Origin of the sequence: uncultured Microscilla sp., from assembly GCF_947493425.1 — a bacterium.
In the GTDB taxonomy this organism is placed as follows: domain Bacteria; phylum Bacteroidota; class Bacteroidia; order Cytophagales; family Microscillaceae; genus Microscilla.
Genome location: NZ_CANLRP010000099.1, coordinates 1 through 18,568, shown reverse-complemented (window position 1 = coordinate 18,568; position 18,568 = coordinate 1). Strand labels below are relative to the sequence as shown.

At 40.5% G+C, this 18,568-nt stretch carries 13 protein-coding genes; 9 read left to right on the top strand and 4 right to left on the bottom strand.

The window, feature by feature from the left end:
• Both Q0954_RS21640 and Q0954_RS21635 read right to left on the bottom strand, forming a co-directional pair.
• Entirely contained in the window at positions 1–882 is an 882-nt protein-coding gene (locus Q0954_RS21640) for a PorP/SprF family type IX secretion system membrane protein (protein WP_299460291.1), read from the bottom strand.
• Between the two features lie 31 nt (positions 883–913).
• Positions 914–1,987, bottom strand: a complete 1,074-nt coding sequence (locus tag Q0954_RS21635; RefSeq protein WP_299460288.1) for a gliding motility-associated C-terminal domain-containing protein — start codon at positions 1,985–1,987, stop codon at positions 914–916.
• A 754-nt stretch (positions 1,988–2,741) separates the two neighbouring features.
• On the opposite strand from Q0954_RS21635, the gene Q0954_RS21630 reads away from it, so the two are divergent.
• The 7 genes from Q0954_RS21630 (at position 2,742) to Q0954_RS21600 (ending at position 11,054) form a co-directional block, all read left to right on the top strand.
• Positions 2,742–3,032: a tetratricopeptide repeat protein gene (locus Q0954_RS21630; RefSeq protein WP_299460285.1), complete on the top strand. Its 291-nt coding sequence runs from the start codon at positions 2,742–2,744 to the stop codon at positions 3,030–3,032.
• 241 nt (positions 3,033–3,273) lie between these two features.
• Complete coding sequence (locus Q0954_RS21625) at positions 3,274–4,098, top strand: outer membrane beta-barrel protein (protein ID WP_299460282.1); 825 nt, start codon at positions 3,274–3,276, stop codon at positions 4,096–4,098.
• 170 nt (positions 4,099–4,268) lie between these two features.
• The gene (locus Q0954_RS21620; RefSeq protein WP_299460279.1) at positions 4,269–5,021 is read left to right on the top strand and encodes an RluA family pseudouridine synthase; all 753 of its coding nucleotides are present in this window, start codon (positions 4,269–4,271) and stop codon (positions 5,019–5,021) included.
• A gap of 446 nt (positions 5,022–5,467) precedes the next feature.
• The gene (sdaAB, locus tag Q0954_RS21615) at positions 5,468–6,142 is read left to right on the top strand and encodes an L-serine ammonia-lyase, iron-sulfur-dependent subunit beta (RefSeq protein WP_299460276.1); all 675 of its coding nucleotides are present in this window, start codon (positions 5,468–5,470) and stop codon (positions 6,140–6,142) included.
• A 98-nt stretch (positions 6,143–6,240) separates the two neighbouring features.
• Complete coding sequence (locus tag Q0954_RS21610; protein ID WP_299460271.1) at positions 6,241–7,731, top strand: TolC family protein; 1,491 nt, start codon at positions 6,241–6,243, stop codon at positions 7,729–7,731.
• A gap of 243 nt (positions 7,732–7,974) precedes the next feature.
• Positions 7,975–9,354: an efflux RND transporter periplasmic adaptor subunit gene (locus tag Q0954_RS21605; RefSeq protein ID WP_299460269.1), complete on the top strand. Its 1,380-nt coding sequence runs from the start codon at positions 7,975–7,977 to the stop codon at positions 9,352–9,354.
• A 404-nt stretch (positions 9,355–9,758) separates the two neighbouring features.
• Positions 9,759–11,054, top strand: a complete 1,296-nt coding sequence (locus Q0954_RS21600; protein ID WP_299460266.1) for a type IX secretion system plug protein domain-containing protein — start codon at positions 9,759–9,761, stop codon at positions 11,052–11,054.
• Positions 11,055–11,136: 82 nt separating this feature from the next.
• On the opposite strand, the gene Q0954_RS21595 is transcribed toward Q0954_RS21600, so the two are convergent.
• Positions 11,137–12,201, bottom strand: a complete 1,065-nt coding sequence (locus tag Q0954_RS21595) for a radical SAM protein (protein ID WP_299460263.1) — start codon at positions 12,199–12,201, stop codon at positions 11,137–11,139.
• A 686-nt stretch (positions 12,202–12,887) separates the two neighbouring features.
• On the opposite strand from Q0954_RS21595, the gene secA reads away from it, so the two are divergent.
• Complete coding sequence (gene secA, locus Q0954_RS21590) at positions 12,888–16,283, top strand: preprotein translocase subunit SecA (protein WP_299460260.1); 3,396 nt, start codon at positions 12,888–12,890, stop codon at positions 16,281–16,283.
• 158 nt (positions 16,284–16,441) lie between these two features.
• Positions 16,442–16,975 carry an SPOR domain-containing protein gene (locus tag Q0954_RS21585; protein WP_299460258.1) on the top strand — a complete coding sequence of 178 codons (534 nt, stop codon included), beginning with the start codon at positions 16,442–16,444 and terminating at the stop codon, positions 16,973–16,975.
• 108 nt (positions 16,976–17,083) lie between these two features.
• Here Q0954_RS21585 and Q0954_RS21580 read toward each other — a convergent pair whose 3' ends face one another.
• Complete coding sequence (locus tag Q0954_RS21580; RefSeq protein ID WP_299460256.1) at positions 17,084–18,460, bottom strand: glycosyl hydrolase family 18 protein; 1,377 nt, start codon at positions 18,458–18,460, stop codon at positions 17,084–17,086.
• Positions 18,461–18,568 lie beyond the last annotated feature (108 nt).

Sequence of the window (18,568 nt, the reverse complement as noted above, 5' to 3'; positions counted from 1 at the left end):
TTATTTTTTGCCTTTGCCAAAACTTACCCTGAGTACTAATTCATGGCTATCGTTGGGGAGATTAGCCGCAGCACTGGAAAAACTGTATAAATAATGTAAACCAAACCTTTCACTTAGATCAAGACCTGCTAGAACAGTAAGTCCTACATTTTGCCGATAAAGCCCTCCTAGATAATATTTGCTTTGATATTGTGCCCTCACTCCTCCTTCAAACTGTCCAGCAAAGTCTTTTTGGTAATGGTAAATAAACATGGGAGAAAATGTCCAATCCATATCCAATTCATAATCAAGGCTTAGCGAAGCAATCAAATAGTTCCAAGGGCTGAATGTAACCTCGTCGTTTTTGTTGAGATTTACAAAAGGTTGAGGAGCAGCAAAATTGGGCATTGCCACCCCTACCGCAAGATTCTTCCAATGGTAGGCAATCCCCAGCGAACCGTCAAACTGAAAGTTACTTTGATTTTGTGCCGCTATGGCGGGGTCGTTGGGATCATCCAACAAGCTGGCGTTAAAACTACTAAACGCCAAACCCAGAGACATTCCAAAGCTCAAGTGAGCCTCCAGACCAGTTTCTATCTGGTAACTTGCCGACAATTTTTTGGATAAAGTATTGATCGGTCCTTCAGATACATTGACCAATCGCACCCCTATATTAAGACCCGACGGGAGGGGCTTCTCAAAAGTAAGTGTGGCTACCAATGGTGAGTTTTGTACTCCCAACCATTGTTTTTTTACCCCTACAAACAAACGCGTTTCTTCGCTTTGCCCCAGAAAGGCATCATTATACACATAAGGGTTAAAATAGACTTGATTTTGAACTGGAGCTACCTGTGCCCTAAGAGTGTGTACTGCTATACCACCTAGTAGTAAGAATACTTGCATTAGTTGTCTCATAATAATAAGGAGCGATGAGTTATCTTACTAGGGTGATAAATCCAGATTTCTTTTCTTTTACGCCTTGGTGCTCAAGCACTAAGTTGTAATAGTATACACCTTGGGGCAGAGGTTTGCCTTGCTGGGTTCCATCCCAGGGAATAGAGTAATCGGTGGTTTTAAATACTACTTGCCCAGCCTTGTTAAACACCATCACCTCGTGGTTATCTACCGCCAACACATTGTCTATCCGCCAAATATCGTTGTTGCCATCTCCATTGGGCGTAATCATATTTCTGGCTTTTACCTGTGCAAATAAACCAGCGGGGGTATTGGTTCCCCCATTATTGGGTGTATCGCCTCCTCCACTGCTAGTGCCATCTATATAAGACGATTCGGCAAAATTGCCAACTTCTTGTCGAATGTCTTGCCCCATATTATACTGGTCTATATTAAAAAAAAGGATGCGGTCTAAATTAAAATTTTTGGAGCGCCCCGACAAAATCAAGGTATAAGTCTCCCCTGCTTTAAAGTTGTAAACTGCCGACTTGTAGGCTCCATTAGATAAATGCAGTGATTCACAGGTTCCCCAGCTATCTTCTTTACCTCCAAACAGTTTTTGGTTTTCTTGAAGGAAATTCAGGGCTGCCGCATTCTTATCTTGTGTACTTTCAGTATAATCACCTTCCATTCGCACGTAACAATCATTGCTCAAGTCATCGCGATCGGTTTCAAGGCGCTTATGAGCTCTTAAGATCAAACGGTATTCTCCCGCAGTATTTATTCGAAATTTGTAAGTGAGTGGAGAACCTGGAGGTCCATTGAATATGGAGTTTCCAGTAAACTCAATGTGACCACTTCCTCGATAGTTAGCCACAGTAGTTTGTTTAATCCACAAACCTAAATCGGAAGTAGTATTTTCAGCTTCCATTACTACGAGACCATCTTGCTCGTTGTAAACATCTGAAAACCAAATACTTTTTTTTGCAATTGTGTTGTTTACCTTGGCAAACGAATGGCAAACCATTGAACCTTGATTTAGGTTCGAGTGATGAGCTTTTCCTAGCAGGACACACAATACCAATAAGGGGAACATTTGAATAGTTAACTTCATAAATAAAAAACATTTTGTGTTTAAGAACTATTCGCCAAGAGTACGTTTAAAAATTAGCTGATTTATAGGAGCAAAATTTAAATATACTCTTAAAGCGTAATTAAAACTTGTATGTAGTATGTCTACATATTAGCTATGCTGAGCCGGGCTTGCACTCGGAGGATTTAAAAACTACATACCCAACATTATGATTTTCGATATTGTCTGAAATAGACAAAATAATATCGAGAGTCCCCCCTTGACACTTGACGCAAGCGACTTTCGCACTTAATAAATCGCAAATTACCGAAAAAAATAAGCCTACCAAAATAACTTGATCCATTTAGATTACTCTATTTTGCTCATCACTTAACACTGCTAAATACCAAGCATACTAAAAAAACCTCGCTCATTGTTGAGCGAGGTTTTAAAACTACGAATACTTACTATTTCTGTCTACTACTTGTAAAGTGAACAAAACTCTATGAAAAAATAATTGGTACTTACATTAACCTAAGTAAAACTACTTACTAACCTATTTATTAAATATTACTTCAAAACACCTGTTAATCTTACTTGAATTTCTTTGCGCCTGTTTATAACGAGGCGTTTGTAATAGTAAAGAACCTTTGTATGAGTTTGTACTCAAAGATTTCACAAAAAACTTTTTCTTTTGCAACCCACTCTTTTCAGTCAATGTAATATTATCTAAAAAAACGCTGTAACCTTTTTGAAAACATCGGAGTACCAAGTATCAAAATGAAGGTTTAGTTGAATGAACCCACCTTGGGTTCAATACATTAAAAAAATGATGAAAATGACAGAAGAGTTAATTAACAAGGCAGAAGACTTGTTTGAATCAGGCAAATTCGAAGAAGCAATCACAGTGTATACAGAAGTAATCAATCAGCGAAAATACTTATCTCTTGCCCGGCTTACTTATGTATTTTACATGAGAGGACGTGCATACAAGGCAACAGGCGACCTCGATAAAGCACGTCAAGACTGGCGAACAACTCAACAGTTGAAAGACGAAGGAGGCAATCCATTGCCGTTGGCATCTTAGTACTCTGCAAAATCTTTCAATTAGATATAAATGATCAAACCTCTGACTTGTCAGGGGTTTTTATGTTTGAACCCAATTGATAAAGAAAATAATTTTTATTGAGTACATCTGCCAAATTCACAGTTATTAAATTATAAACTCCAATTAGTCGTTATATTTGAGAGAACGAATACATCCTGGAGCTGATCTTGGCTAAAAAATTGAATTTATTCAACCTTTTTGGATAGAAATAAACACAAATATGATGAATATAAAACACCTGAAACTTTCCTACCATGAGGGCTTGTATTGCCTTGTGGCAATTTTACTTGCTTTTGGTTCATCGGCAAAAGCCAAAATTCCTGATAGCTTACTTACGCAACAACAAAATGTGTTGCACCAACAAATGCAAAAAACGTTACATCACGCTTTGGCGCCCAATCGTGGTAAAAAAAGCCGTGCCTGGCGCGATGGAGTTACTTTTTTGGAAATAGGCGGAGGAGCTGCTATTACATACCGCTCCAATGATAACAACTTTAAAGAAGCTCGCCGCCCCTTGCATTTCTTTGCAGAGTTTGGCAATACAGGTATTCCAGTAAGCTTTGTTCTTTCGTATAATATGAATACCCGCTTTAATGCCGACTCGCTGTCTATTAATCCTAATCATTTGAATTTGAGCCTTAAGTATTCGTTTTTGCGTTATGCTTACGCTATTCCTGAGTGGATAGATGCTTATGGGTTTATGGGGGTGGGTTTATGGACAATGCCTATAGCACGTCGCCCCGACCCAGGGGCCACCAATCAACTGGAGCGTCCACTTACTGATGAATCGGGCTTTAGTTTTACCGCAGGAGTGGGCATGTCTTTTCGCATCATTGATCGTTTTGCGCTTCACGCTCAGCTCGCCTATTACAACGGAGGCACAGACATTCCGGTGGTTACCCGCAACCCTAACCCCAACCCTCCACCTCCTAACCTTGTGGTTCCTCGTCGTATAGATGCAGGCTCTTTACAGATACAAATTCTGCTCAGCTATAGGTTTGGACTAAGTGGCGGCAAAAAATATGTTTGCCCTACATTTTTATAATGACTATTTGCCTGTAAAGGCTGAAAGTACATCGCATAAAGCATTTAAAGCCACATTGATACCCATCGGTGTGGCTTTTTTTATGAAATATACCTTGCAAACAGGTTTTAAAGTTAAAAAAATGGTATTTTTGCAAAACATAACTCTTTAATTATCAAATATTTAATTGGATGGAAACATTTGACGCAGAAAAGTATTATAAGCATTTTCAGGTGCTGTATGAAGATAATCACCTGATTATTGTAAACAAAAAAGGCGGAATGTTAGTGCAGGGAGACAAAACGGGTGATAAAACGTTGGGTGACTGGGTAAAAGAGTATATCAAAGAAAAATATGACAAACCAGGTGCTGTGTTTTTAGGTATTCCACACCGGATAGACCGCCCCGTATCAGGCATAGTAATACTTGCGCGTACGTCGAAAGCGCTCGAACGTATGAATCAGCTTTTTAAAACACGCAAGATTCAAAAGACTTATTGGGCTATAGTAAAAAGAAAACCTGCCGAAGAAGAAGGTAAACTGGTACACTGGCTCAAAAAAGATGGGGCAAAAAACATAGTAACTGCCCACGATGAACCAGTAGATGGCGCCCAAAAAGCAGAAACCAGGTACAAGGTATTGGGTAACCTCAACGATCATTGGTTGCTGGAAGTGAATCCGATTACAGGGCGACCTCACCAAATAAGGGTGCAATTGGCAAGCATGGGGTGCCCTATCAGAGGAGACATAAAATATGGTTTTCCGAGAAAAGATCCAGATAAAAATATTCACTTACACGCCCGACGAGTGTATTTTATGCATCCGGTAAAAAAAGAACCCCTGGTATGCGTAGCAGGAGTACCTGAAAGCCAATTTTGGGAACAGTTTCTAGTGTTTGATGACCCTAGTGATGTTAAAAACAAAAATTTAGACTTTTTATACTAACCATTATAAGCCACCCACCGCAAGGTGCAAGTGGCTTTTTTGATGCCCTCAAGCGTAACCATTCCTTATTTATTGGAGAGTTAATATATCGCACCACTGTAGTTTTTCTACTATTGCCTCTCTCCTGCCAAAGCCCAATGCAACCATTCTGTTATTTACAGTGTCTGACCAACATACAACGTTCTTTTTTTTGAAGTTAGGTAAAAAACACTACCTTGCATTGCAAATTACCGGTTTTTTTTCCATTTTTGTATGGATAGTGTCCGTTTTTGTACATTTTTGTGTATAGAAACTGAACACTTCGCCCCAGGAACAAAGGCACTCTACCTTAGTAAACAACTGATAATCAAACACATAAAATGAATGGTATTGAAGTTGCCAAGCAGGTGATATTGTTTTAAGCCCAGGCAAAGTGTATTTTGTGATGATACAACAAACAAAAAATCATGAGTCAAAAAAGTAGTATTTTCGATATGATTGGTCCAGTAATGATAGGACCGTCCAGCTCGCATACTGCCGGAGTAGTAAAAATTGCCCGGGTAGCCCATAGTTTTTTAGGAGGTCAACCCGAATCGGCCACCATTACTTTTTACAATTCGTTTGCTCGTACTTATGAAGGTCACGGAAGCGACCGAGCAGTAATTGGAGGATTGTTAGGCTATGATACAGACGATGCCCGGATAAAAAACGCTTTGCAACAAGCAGAAAAAGAAGGCCTTGAGTTTTTCTTTAAGTCGGTGGGCAACGCTTCTACTATGCACCCCAATACCCTGAAGATACAGGCAACCCGTGGCGATTTATCGGTAGAAATGACCGGAGAAAGCCTGGGGGGTGGTGTAATCAATATTGCGAACTATAATGGCTTCAGGGCAGACTTTAGTGCCTCTATGAACACGCTGGTAATCAAAGCCCAGGATGTAAAGGGTAGCATTGCATTTATTGCTCAGGTACTGGCACAAGATGGTTGCAATATTGCCACGATGAATGTATCGCGCAAGGGCAAAAACGATATGGCCTGCCAGTTTATAGAAATTGACTCTGAGGTGGCACCCATTACTTTAAAGTATTTGCAGCACCTTGAATGGATCCACGACGTGATTTATATTCCTTATTCAAAATAATTTACCTCTGTTGTAAGTTTTTCGGCAATTGATTGACTAATGCAACAGACCAAAATCATATAACCATTTTGTTTGTTTTAACAAACTGTATAACTCCAATGAATAATATGTCATATTTACACCCATTTACCCGTAAAAACCTGCGATTTGCCCTGTTCTTATCCATAGGAATGCTTGGTGCTTTTGGTCTGCGTGCGCAGGGGCAACCCGAAAACAAAACTACTAAATCATCGGGGTGGTCTATCCAAAAATGTATTGATTATGCTATAGAGCACAACATAGACATTAAGCAAAATGCCTTGACGATTAAAACCAATGAGTACAATGTAAAACAGTCAAAATTGGCGCGTTACCCCTCGGTAAATGCTTCAGCAACTCAGGGTTTAAACTTTGGACGATCTATTGACCCTACTACCAACGAATTTATCAATACAAGGGTACTTACCAATAACTTTAGCCTGGATGCAAGTGTAACACTTTATAATGGGGGCAGGCTTCAAAAAACGGTAAAACGTGATTTGAAAAACATAGAAATAAGCAAACTAGACTTAAAAGCAACCACCAATACGGTGTCACTAAACATTGCCACCTCTTACCTGGATGTTTTATTAAACAAGGAATTGCTTACAGCCGCACAACAACAGGTAGCGTCTACCAAAGAGCAATTGACTCGTACCGAAAAGTTGCTCAAAGCAGGGTCGGTGGCAGAGAATGAAGTCATTAATTTACGGGCTACCCTTGCCAACGATGAGCTACAGGTGGTCACTTCAGAAAATAATTTAAACCTGGCTCGCCTGAGGTTGATGCAATTAATGAACTTACCCTCAAACGAAAGTTTTGAGGTAGAACAGATAGATGTAGAAAATCTGGTGGCGCAGCCTCACAACGAAACCCCTGCTCAGATTTTTGATATAGCCAAGGTGTCACAACCTACAATCAAAAGTGCCCTACTTTCGGTAGAAAACAGCGAAATGTCTATCAATATTGCCAAAGCCGACCGCTACCCTACCCTGACCCTTGGGGCAGGCATGTTAACAAGGTTCTCTGACGCAGGTAGGTTGTTTCAAGAAACCGGAGAAGTAGTTCAAACTCCTATCGGGTTTGTAAATGGCACCAACCAGGCGGTGGTAAGGCAAGTCAATGTGACCGAAGAGCAGCCTTACACTTTTGGCCAACAATTGTCTGACAACCTCACTCAATATGTATCTTTGAGGCTTTCTATCCCTATTTTTAACGGAGGGCAAGTCAATAGAAATATTTCTACCAGTATTATCCAAAAACGCCAGGCAGAGCTTACCGTACAAAACAGAAAAAACCAGTTGAGACAAGACATAGAGCAAGCCTACAATAATGCCAAGGCATCGCAAAACAGTTATCAAGCCCGAAAAAGGCTGTTAGAATCACGCGAGTTGGCTTTTGATATTGCTAAAAAAAGATTCAATGCCGGCGCTATGAACTCAGTAGATTTTAACCTTGCCAAGATAGACCGTGACCGGGCACAGTCTGATATGATCAGGGCTAAGTATGACTATTTGTTCCGTACTGAGGTGTTGAACTTCTACATGGATAAGCCATTAGACTTTAAATAAAAACAGTAAGTACTATAGTAACTTGAGCTTGCTGTTACTTAGAATAAAAAGCTTTGTTGGTACTTTGAAGACTGGCAAGGCTAGTTTTGAACTCGCCTGGAGTCACTTTTTGATTGAAAGTTTGTCATTGCATAAGTTTTCAAGCAGAAATAATGACTCAATGTGAGTTCATTTTTTATTTTCAAATATTTATAAATATCTTTCTAATTATCAGCGTAAACCAAAACTTTACTTACTTTAAAAATGTCTAAAAAGAAAAAAAGAAGAAAATCACGGTTGGGCAGAAACATCCTGATTGCAGTTGTGCTCATTGTAGCAGGGATTTTTGTTGCCCGATCAACAGGTTTGATTGGCAAGAAAAAGCTGACCCAGGTATTTACTGCTAAAGCAAAAAAGGTAACCATTGTAGAGCAAGTAAGTGCCTCTGGAAAGATTCAGCCCGAAATAGAAGTAAAAATAAGCCCTGATGTGTCGGGCGAAATAGTAGAAGTACTGGTAGAAGAAGGCGACTCGGTAGTGAAAGGGCAACTTTTGCTCAAGATTCGTCCGGATAACCTGCAGGCAGCACTCGACAACTCACAAGCCATACTTAACTCACGCAAGGCTGCTACAGCTCAGGCAGAAGCCGCTTATTATCAGCGTAAAGCAGAATATGAACGCCTAAAACTTGAGTTTGAAAGGAGTAAAACACTGTATGAACAAAAGGTAATCTCAGAGGCAGATTTCCAATTGGCAGAAGCCAACTTTAATGTAGCTAAACAACAACTTACGTCTGCCAAACAAAACATAGAAGCAACCAAATACAACGCCCAAAGTGCCGCAGCAAATGTTACCCAAAACCTGGATAACTTATCGAGAACGTCGGTTTTTTCTCCAGTAAACGGCACCATATCTAAGCTCAATGTAGAAAAAGGAGAAAAAGTAGTGGGTACGGCACAAATGGCGGGTACTGAAATGTTGCGCATAGCCAACCTTAACAACATGGAAGTGCAAGTAGATGTAAACGAAAACGATATTGTAAGGGTAGAGCTAAAAGATACTGCCGTGATAGAGGTAGATGCTTATATTAGCCAAAACAAAAAATTTAAGGGAGTGGTGACCGAAATAGCCAACACTGCCAACCCTACTACCTCACCCGATGCAGTGACTGAGTTTAAGGTAAAAGTGAGAATTTTGCAGGAGTCTTACCAGGATTTGTTAAACAAGAAAAGAAAAATGGCTCCTTTCCGACCGGGCATGACTGCTTCGGTAGAGATAAGAACCAATACCAAAAACAATGTGCTTTCGGTACCTTTGGCTGCTGTAACTACACGCGTGCCAGGCAGTGATAAAAAGAAAAAAGGAAGGCAAGGACGTGGTAAACCAAATAATGCTGCAAAAGACAATGCAAAAAAGAAAAAAAGCGTGCCTCAGGAAGTAGTTTTTGTGTATGATGCCAACACTAAAAAAGTAAGCAAACGCAAAGTAAAAACTGGTATCAGTGATTTTGAAAACATTGAAATACTTAAAGGGCTTAAAGAAGGTGAAGAGGTAGTGACTGGCCCCTTTGCTGTCATATCTAAACGCCTAAAAGACAAGGAGCTGGTAAAGAAAACAGACAAAGATGATATGGGTAAAAAATAACCAACAAACCCATTTGTCGCCATTTTTTTCAAAAGCCATTTTGCTTATATTCATAAGTGAAATGGCTTTTTTATTTATGGTGATATACAGAGGAAAATTTGAACTGATGCAGGAATGTCAGGCTTTAAATAAAATGTCTATCCGATTCGTTTATTGTTGTAACAAAATTCAGTAGATTTGCTTGGGTAACTTTCCAAAAATAAATTACGTCTTTTTAGCTTTACCTCTTGTATTAAAAATTTACTTAAGTTTTTGTTGATGAGGGGTTTTGTCATCGGTTTGTTGTCTGTCTGAGTATAATATTAATTTGCACACTTGTATTAAACTTGGCTCACGGCTTTTCCGAATTCAAAGACTTTATTTTTACAAATTACTTAGTTTTTAGCAGATTGTTTTGTGAGGATATGAATAAACTACTCATTTTTGGTTTTATTGTTAGTACGCTTGCCAGTTGCATCCCCATTCCCCCCATTGTTGTCAAGGATCAAGTAAAAAAAGAGGTTAACCCCTTTGCCCATAAAAAATTTGTAACCAGAGACTTTAACTACGAATCTACTTTAAAAACCATTTTACTATATCCCAAAGGCAATACTCCTACTCAAGCGCTTGAGTCGTCAGTAATGTATCTGGGGCAAACCGCTCCATTGGTTCTAGAGTTTGACGACCTTTCGGCAAAACCTTCAGCGTTTAGCGCCAAACTTATCCACTGTAACCGTGATTGGACTATTTCGAGCTTAAACGAAATAGAGTTTATCAACGACCTCAACCTGTTTGATTTTGATGCGCCCAAATTATCTAACAATACACACCAAAAGTATTATCATTATTCTTTTACTATTCCTCCGGTAAAAACATCAGGCAATTACTTGATCAAAGTTTTCCGCAAAGGTCAAGAAAAAGACCTGGTCTTGATTCGCAGGTTTATGGTATACGAAAAAAAGTGGGAAATAAAGCCTTCTATTATAGAAAAACCCAACGGCGAACATTTGGTACAATGCAAAATACATTATGGAGGGGTAGAGCTTACCAATCCAGAAAATATTACAGTACTTATCAGGCAAAATCAACGCTGGGACAATGCTTTGTTGCTACAAAACGGTACACGTGACAATAAAAATAAGTTTATAAGCTACCGGATGACTACCAAGGCTTTTGAAGGTTCTAACGAGTTCCGGAGATTTGACATGAGCAGCTTTCAGTTTATCGGAAAACGTATTTATAGCACCGAAACCCTCGAAACAGGCAACATAGTGACCCTTGAAACCGACAAGTTACGCCCTCAGGCTACTTATAAAAAAATCATGGATTTCAATGGAGGATATATTGTATACGACGAACGCGGTGGAAACCCTCAGCTCAAGGCAGACTATGCGCAGGTAAATTTTACGCTCAAATGTAATGAATTGAAAGATGAAGTGTATGTGGTGGGCAAGTTTAACAATTGGCAAACAACCCCCAAAAACCGCATGAACTATAACTTGGAAACACGTCAATATGAGGCTGTACTTCTGCTCAAGCAAGGAGTGTACGACTATATGTATGCCCGAAAGACAGAGGATGGGCAAATATTTTATTTTGACCAACTAGAAGGCAATCATCCTAAAACAAACAATCAATACGAAATATTTGTATACTACCGCCAATCCGATTCGCGTAATGACCAAATGGTAGGATATACTACCTTTGGTTCAGGTAGTTAATTGTGGTCTAAAAGTATGCTTCATTCACCCAAAAAACAGTGCTTTTAACGTCAAAGCTAAAGGAAAATAAGTAGCAAATAATTTACTTCAACAAGTGCTCTATTTGCTTATTTTTGGGCAAAAACATCGTGCAACGATTACAAGCTTCATGAATGGGTGAAGCGGTCTTTCGTAATTTCCTGAACTTCTCTCCTTGCCATATTTTTTTAAACGAATGGGTAGCAAGGCTCCCAATGACTACTTGATCGGTAAGCGTACAACAAGGTGCCACGCTCCCATTATGGTCTATCAAGGCGTGAGTCCAAAGTGCATAACAAGGATGATGTTGGTAATAGTCGTGGGCATAATTGCCTTGAGCGCTGCTTTGTATTTGTTGAGCCGACACACCAAAAACCCAAATATCATCTGGTGTTACTTCTAATCCTAGTTGTTGTGCTTGTTCAAAAGTTTCAGGGGCAATTTCCCCGTTAAATCTCTTTATTTGTTCCTCGTTAAGAGGTTGAAGTTCATCATTACGCGCATATATTGGTATTAGGTGAAAGCCCCTGGCTCCTATTTCATCAACCAACTGGGGCAATTGGTTTACTTGACGGTAGTTGGCTTGGTTGATGACCATGTTCAAGAATATTTTACCAGAAGGTGTACTACTGCATGATTTGTTGATAAATGCTTGCCGTAAAAACCTCGCACCTCGCACCGAACGCTCAAAAGCACCTTGCATGCCCCTGATGTTGTCGTGAATGGCTGGGTTGGGGCTGTCTATAGAAATATTTACTTTTTTGAGTCCGGCGTTGACCATATCTGCCGCTTTTTGCTCAGTAAACAAGGTAGCATTGGTAGTTAAAGTAACTTTGATGCCTTGTTTACGCATCCACTTCACTGCTTGTGGCAGGTTGGGGTACATCATGGGCTCACCTCCTGATAAGTGAATACGCTGACACCCTAACTTAGCCAGGTCAGGAATGAGTTTTTTGAGTATTTTTCTATCCAGCATTGCTCCTCGCCACCTCCAGTGGTTGCACATTTTACAACGCAAGTTACAATCCCATAAAAGTTTTATTTTTACAAACACAGGTTTATAAGCGCGTTCTTTGGTCAAGCTTTTTCGAAAACGATGTTGATCTTGCTCCAGGGCTTTGATATACATACAGATAGATACTTGGTTTTGGCTTAAGATAACCAAAATATACTTTCCAATCCCTTTAAATCTCCAAATTTGTCAATAAGGGTAGAGTAGGTTTATAACTTGCCATTGAACCAAGGTAAAAAAAACTTAAGCCAGCAAGATAACGCCAAATAGTCTGTCGTTTTTTCCTGATATTTAAGGCACTATGTTTCGCTATAGGCAAACATTATCCACAAGTAACCATTAAATAATTAAATTCCTGAAATTCAATTACTTAAACCAATAAAAACAGGTTTTACACTCCAAACAGGCAAATCAAAATATAGTGATGAAAACCCCACTTGAGGCAACACTCTTCGCTTTCAGTTCTCCCTTCGTTCAGAGTATATCTGCCAATTAGTCCATCCTTTTCAAAAAAGTATTATCTTTGTGAATTAGAAACTCCCTGAATTTTGGTCTGTCTTTTTAGGGCTGGGCGTCTTACGTGTAACTTTATAAGCCAGGTTCATCTTCAGGTACTAAAATTTATAGGCTGCAAGCTTTACAAAAGTAAATTGCTTGCCTATCTTCATTTGATTTTAAAAATATAACCAAATATAAACGGCTTCTAAACAACTTGTTATACAACAGGTATAAAGGCAAGGTTTAAAAATACACCATCTATTTTTAAGCTATGTCAAAACAAAAAAAGCGCAGAACAAAGCACTATGTTAGATTTTGTAGGAAAAACTGTTACCAAAATTTTTGGTAAGAAATCGGATCGTGACTTAAAAAAATTGCTTCCTTATGTAGGCACTATCAATAATGCCTGGAAGCAACTCACCTCACTGTCGGATGATGAGCTAAGGGCTAAAACTCAGGAAGTAAAAGATACCATCGACGAGCAATTAAAAGAGATAGATGACAAGCTTGCTGAACTTCGAAAAAAAGCCGAAGAAGACAGTAGCTTGACAGTGAACGACAAAAATGAGATTTTCAAGGAAGTAGACACGCTGGAAGAAGAGCGCAACAAAGAGCTTGAAAAAGTACTGGAAGAAGTACTTCCAGTAGGTTTTGGTATTGTCAAAGAAACTGCCCGTCGTCTTAAAGAAAACAAACAACTAGTCGTAACTGCTACTTACCTCGACAAACAGTTTGCCGCTACCAAGCCCCACGTAGAAATAGACGGAGAACAGGCGATATGGCATAACCAATGGATGGCTGCGGGCAATGAAATTACCTGGGACATGGTACACTACGATGTGCAGTTGGTAGGTGGTGTAGTACTACACCAGGGTAAAATTGCTGAGATGGCTACTGGAGAAGGTAAAACATTGGTGGCCACCCTCCCCGCCTTTTTGAACGCCCTGGCGCGTCGTGGAGTACACGTAGTAACTGTAAACGACTACCTGGCCAAGCGTGACTCTGAATGGATGGCTCCTTTGTTTGAGTTTCACGGAATGACCATTGACTGTATTGACAAATACGAGCCCCACTCGCCCGAACGACAAGCTGCCTACAATGCCGACATCACTTATGGCACCAACAATGAGTTTGGCTTTGACTATCTGCGTGACAATATGTCGCATAACAAAGAGGAGATCGTACAACGTCGTCATCATTATGCCATGATAGATGAGATTGACTCTATCTTGATTGATGATGCCCGTACACCTTTGATCATCTCTGGTCCTATTGAGAAAGGCGATGAGCACGAGTTTGACGAATTGAAACCAAAAATTGCCCGATTGGTAGATGCCCAAAAGAAAGTAGTCCAGGGGTTTATCAATGAAGGTAGAAAGAAAGTAAAAAGTGAAGATAACAACGAAGTAAAAGAAGCTGGTGTGGCTCTTTTTAGGGCGTATCGTGGTTTGCCCAAAAGCAAGCCTTTGATTAAATTGTTGGGTGAAACGGGTAACCGTGGAGTAATGAAAAAAGCCGAAAACTATTATTTGGCCGAAAACTCTAAAAACATGCCTGAAGCAGACGCTCCTCTTTACTTTACTATAGACGAGCAAAACAACCAGGTAGAACTTACTGACAAAGGTATCGAATACATTACGGGCAACAGTGAAGACAAAAACTTCTTTATTTTGCCTGATATTGCCGTAGAGATTGGGCGTATCAAGGATGACCGTGAATTGAGCGATGAAGAAAAACTCAAACAAGAAAAAGAGTTAATTGCTGAGTTCAGTGTAAAAACAGAGCGTGTGCATAGTGTACAACAATTGCTTAAGGCATACACTCTTTTTGAGAAAGATACCGACTATATCATTGTTGACAATCAAGTAAAGATTGTAGATGAGCAAACAGGTCGTGTAATGGAAGGACGACGTTACTCTGACGGTTTGCACCAGGCACTGGAAGCCAAAGAAAGTGTAAAAATTGAAGATGCCACCCAAACTTATGCCACAGTAACGCTGCAAAACTATTTCCGGATGTACCACAAACTGGCAGGTATGACGGGTACAGCTGAAACTGAAGCAGGCGAATTTTGGGATATTTATAAACTAGACGTGGTAGTGATCCCTACCAACCGTCCTATTGCCCGCGATGACCGCAATGACTTGGTGTTTAAAACCGCCCGTGAGAAGTTCAGTGCAGTAATCGACGAGGTAGTAAAGCTTACCGAAGCAGGGCGTCCCGTGCTGGTGGGTACTACATCGGTAGAGATTTCGGAGTTGTTGAGTCGTATGCTCAACCTACGCAAAATCAACCACCAGGTATTGAACGCAAAACTGCACAAGAAAGAAGCAGATGTAGTGGCTTTTGCCGGGCAACCAGGCACCGTAACTATTGCCACTAACATGGCAGGACGTGGTACGGATATTAAGCTTAGCCCAGAGTCTAAAACAGCAGGTGGTTTGGCAATTATTGGTACCGAACGCCACGAATCTCGTCGGGTAGACCGTCAGTTAAGGGGACGTGCGGGTCGTCAGGGAGACCCTGGTAGCTCTCAGTTTTTTGTGAGTTTGGAAGACAACCTGATGCGTTTGTTTGGTTCAGACCGTATTGCCAAAATTATGGACCGAATGGGCTTAAAAGAGGGGGAAGTGATTCAACACTCTATGGTGACCAAGTCGATAGAACGTGCCCAAAAGAAGGTAGAAGAAAACAACTTTGCCCAACGTAAGCGATTGCTTGAATACGATGATGTAATGAACGAACAACGTAAGTTTATCTATCGTCGTCGTCGCAATGCCTTGTATGGCGACCGTCTTGAGTTGGATACGCTGAATACTTTGTATGATTTCTCGGCAAGCATTGCCCAAGCTTACCAAGGCTCAGGCGACAGGTACGAAAACTTTAAAATGGATGTCATTGGCAGCTTGAGTTTTGATACAAGCATTACTCAAGAAGAGTTAGAAACAGATCCAGATTTGGGTAACCGATTGTTTCAGGAGGCTTACAAGTTCTACCAAGACAAGAACAAGCAGATCAAGGAGATTATTTTGCCAGTGTTGACTGAACGTTACGAAGCTTATAAGGCCAACGCACACGAAATTACCGATCTCATTCCTTTTACTACCGATGGCAACCACACGGCTATTAGCGTACCATTTAATCTTAAGAAAGCTTACGATACTGGTGCTGAGCATATCATCAATGAGGTAGAAAAAATTCATACCTTGATGGCCATCGACCAACAATGGAAAGAACACCTGCGCGATATGGACGACATGAAGCAGTCGGTACAAAACGCGGTGTATGAGCAAAAAGATCCTATCGTAGTGTACAAACAGGAAGCCTTTAGTTTGTTTGAGCACTTGGTACACAAGGTAGACCAAGAAATTGGTACTGCGCTTATGGCAGCACAGATAGCCATCATGGAAGAAGAAGAAGGCGATGTTGAAATTAAACAATCAACCCGCAAAGACCGCCGAAAAAAGCGTCGTTTTAACGAAAATAAAGAAGATGCAGCAGGTTTCTCAGCAAGCGGCGCCGGGGTAGACCTGGGCGAAATGCCACAAGAACGCCAGGAACCAGTCAAAGCAGATAAATTACCTTCGCGTAACTCTAAAGTAACTGTACAATATACAGATGGTACCGTGAAGAAAGACGTGAAGTTTAAAACTGTAGAGGATGATTTTAGAAACAATAAATGTGTGCTTATAGAACAATAAGCCCATAAACAACCCAAGGTAAACACCGAAGTTTTTTTAGGCTTTGGTGTTTACTTTTTATAACCAAACCTACACTAATAAAAAAACTGGAACCATGTATCAACAGATACCAACAGGCAGCTCCAGTGCATACAAGAAAATTAATCAACTATACACAGATGAAGAGAATTACTACTTTTGGAATGTTTGCCATGTTGATATGGCTGGCGAGTTGTACACCTAAAGGCGTGCCTCAAACGAAAAAGGATGTAAAAGAAAACCTTTCGGCGAAAAGGCTTAAGTACGACTATTCTATTGAAAAATTTGATGGTAAAGGATTAGTTATCAATGTTCCAATAGAAATGAATGCCACTGATTTTAAATTTTACATCACCGAAGCATTAAATGCTATTCTGGATAATCCTGTATCTAAAAAGTTTGGTATTCACCGTGAGCGGTACGAGGGTTACCGTATTCAGATATACCGTGGACGCAGCAAAGCAATGGCTTCCAAAGCACGCCGTCGTTCTTATGAAATATTTCCACACTTGCGCCCTTACATGGAGTACAAGTCTCCTACTTATCGTATTAAAGTAGGCGATTTTCTGGAAAAATATGAGTATGTAAAAGTCTTCAAAAGACTTAAGAGAGAGTTTCCGTCGGCAATGATTGTACCTTCTATAGTAACGGTTACTGTAGATTATGGCGACTAAAACAGCCTTGCAGCTGACAGGGAGTAATAGATATATTCAATAAAAAAGGGTTGACATACACGATGATGTCACCCCTTTTTTTATGCTGTCAAAGCGCTTTGCCTACAGCTATTTTTTAATAATTTTTACCGATTGTACCGTTTTACCTTCCTGAATAGCAGTACAATAATATACTCCATCGGGTAGGCCTTCCAGGTTGATATAAAAACTGTGCTGTCCTTTGGCAAGCTGCTTATTCTGGCACAGCTGTTTTACTACATTGCCTTGACGATTGAAAACCAATATAGTAGTATTGGATGCATAATGGGTATTTACGCTCAATGTAGTGGCTGACTTCATAGGGTTGGGATAACTTTTGAGTTGAAGCGTAGTAGCCTTTTTACTTCCCTTGGTTTTAGAATTAAAATAAGGCGCATGGTTATTCACAAACTCATAAGCATTGGTTTTGTCCCAATTGACCGACCAGGTCATTACTCCCCTAAAATCAGGATAGCCACTGGCATTTTGCAAGGTGTACCTGCCACCAAAAGAGGTGCCTTTCATTAAGTAATCGAGCGCTTGATGTACTTTGGCGGGTGCCAAATAACCACCCGCAGGAGCTGCTTCAGGCTTTGCGGGCAAACCTATAGCTACCTGGTCTTGACGCAATGGGGGGAACATCGCGTTGGTGTTGCGCCCTACCGGAAAACCTCTCAGTAACATTTCGCTCATTGCCACCGCAAAATCTGCCGTAGACTGGGCATAAATTTGATTGTCAGGTCCAAACTGAGTACCTGTGTTATACAATTGTGGATGCACATAAGTAAGCTTGTCTCTTAACCCATGTATCACAGGAAGGTAGCCTCCGAAAGCTCCTCCATAATTGGCAAAGCCTCCTTGTAAATATTGTACCTCAGGGGCCGCACTCAAAATAAAATCATCGCCAAACTCATTGCACAAAGTACGGGTTGCCGAAATCAGATTTTTGACCTTGGGCGTGGTAGGGTTTGTAAAATCAGTATCACCTGCATCCAAAATCACCGAAGAACCCTCTACATCTATGTCCATTCCATCAAAACCATACTCAGTAATGATGGCACGCATAGACGTAATAAATTTTTGGCGATCGGCATCAGTGTTGAGTTCTATAGGGGCAGTGGCTCCTCCTATAGAGATGAGCACCTTGGTACCTCGTTGCTGGGTTGCCTTGATATCGGCAATAAAGGCTGCTTTAGACACTTGCGCCGGCGCAAAAGTCATCGTCATATCTGTGTGTGATACAGGGATGGCAAAAGCCACACAGATGACATTGTAGCCCACGGGTACCTCCTGAAGGGGCATATAAGGTGCTGACCACAAGTTCCAATTATGCCAGTAACCCACCACCAAATGTTTGGGCAATGCCGGGTTAGGTGTACTATTGCCCACTTGTATCCATACTGTGGCCGAGGTAGTTGTTTTTCCTTCATTATCGGTGGCTATGGCGGTAAGTTGGTACTGCCCCACTGACGCATTGTTCCAGGTAAACTGATAAGGGGCACTAGTGTACCAGGCAATAAATAAATGTGGAATTAATTATTATCTTTGTGTGAGCAAAATTTAGCAATAATGAAC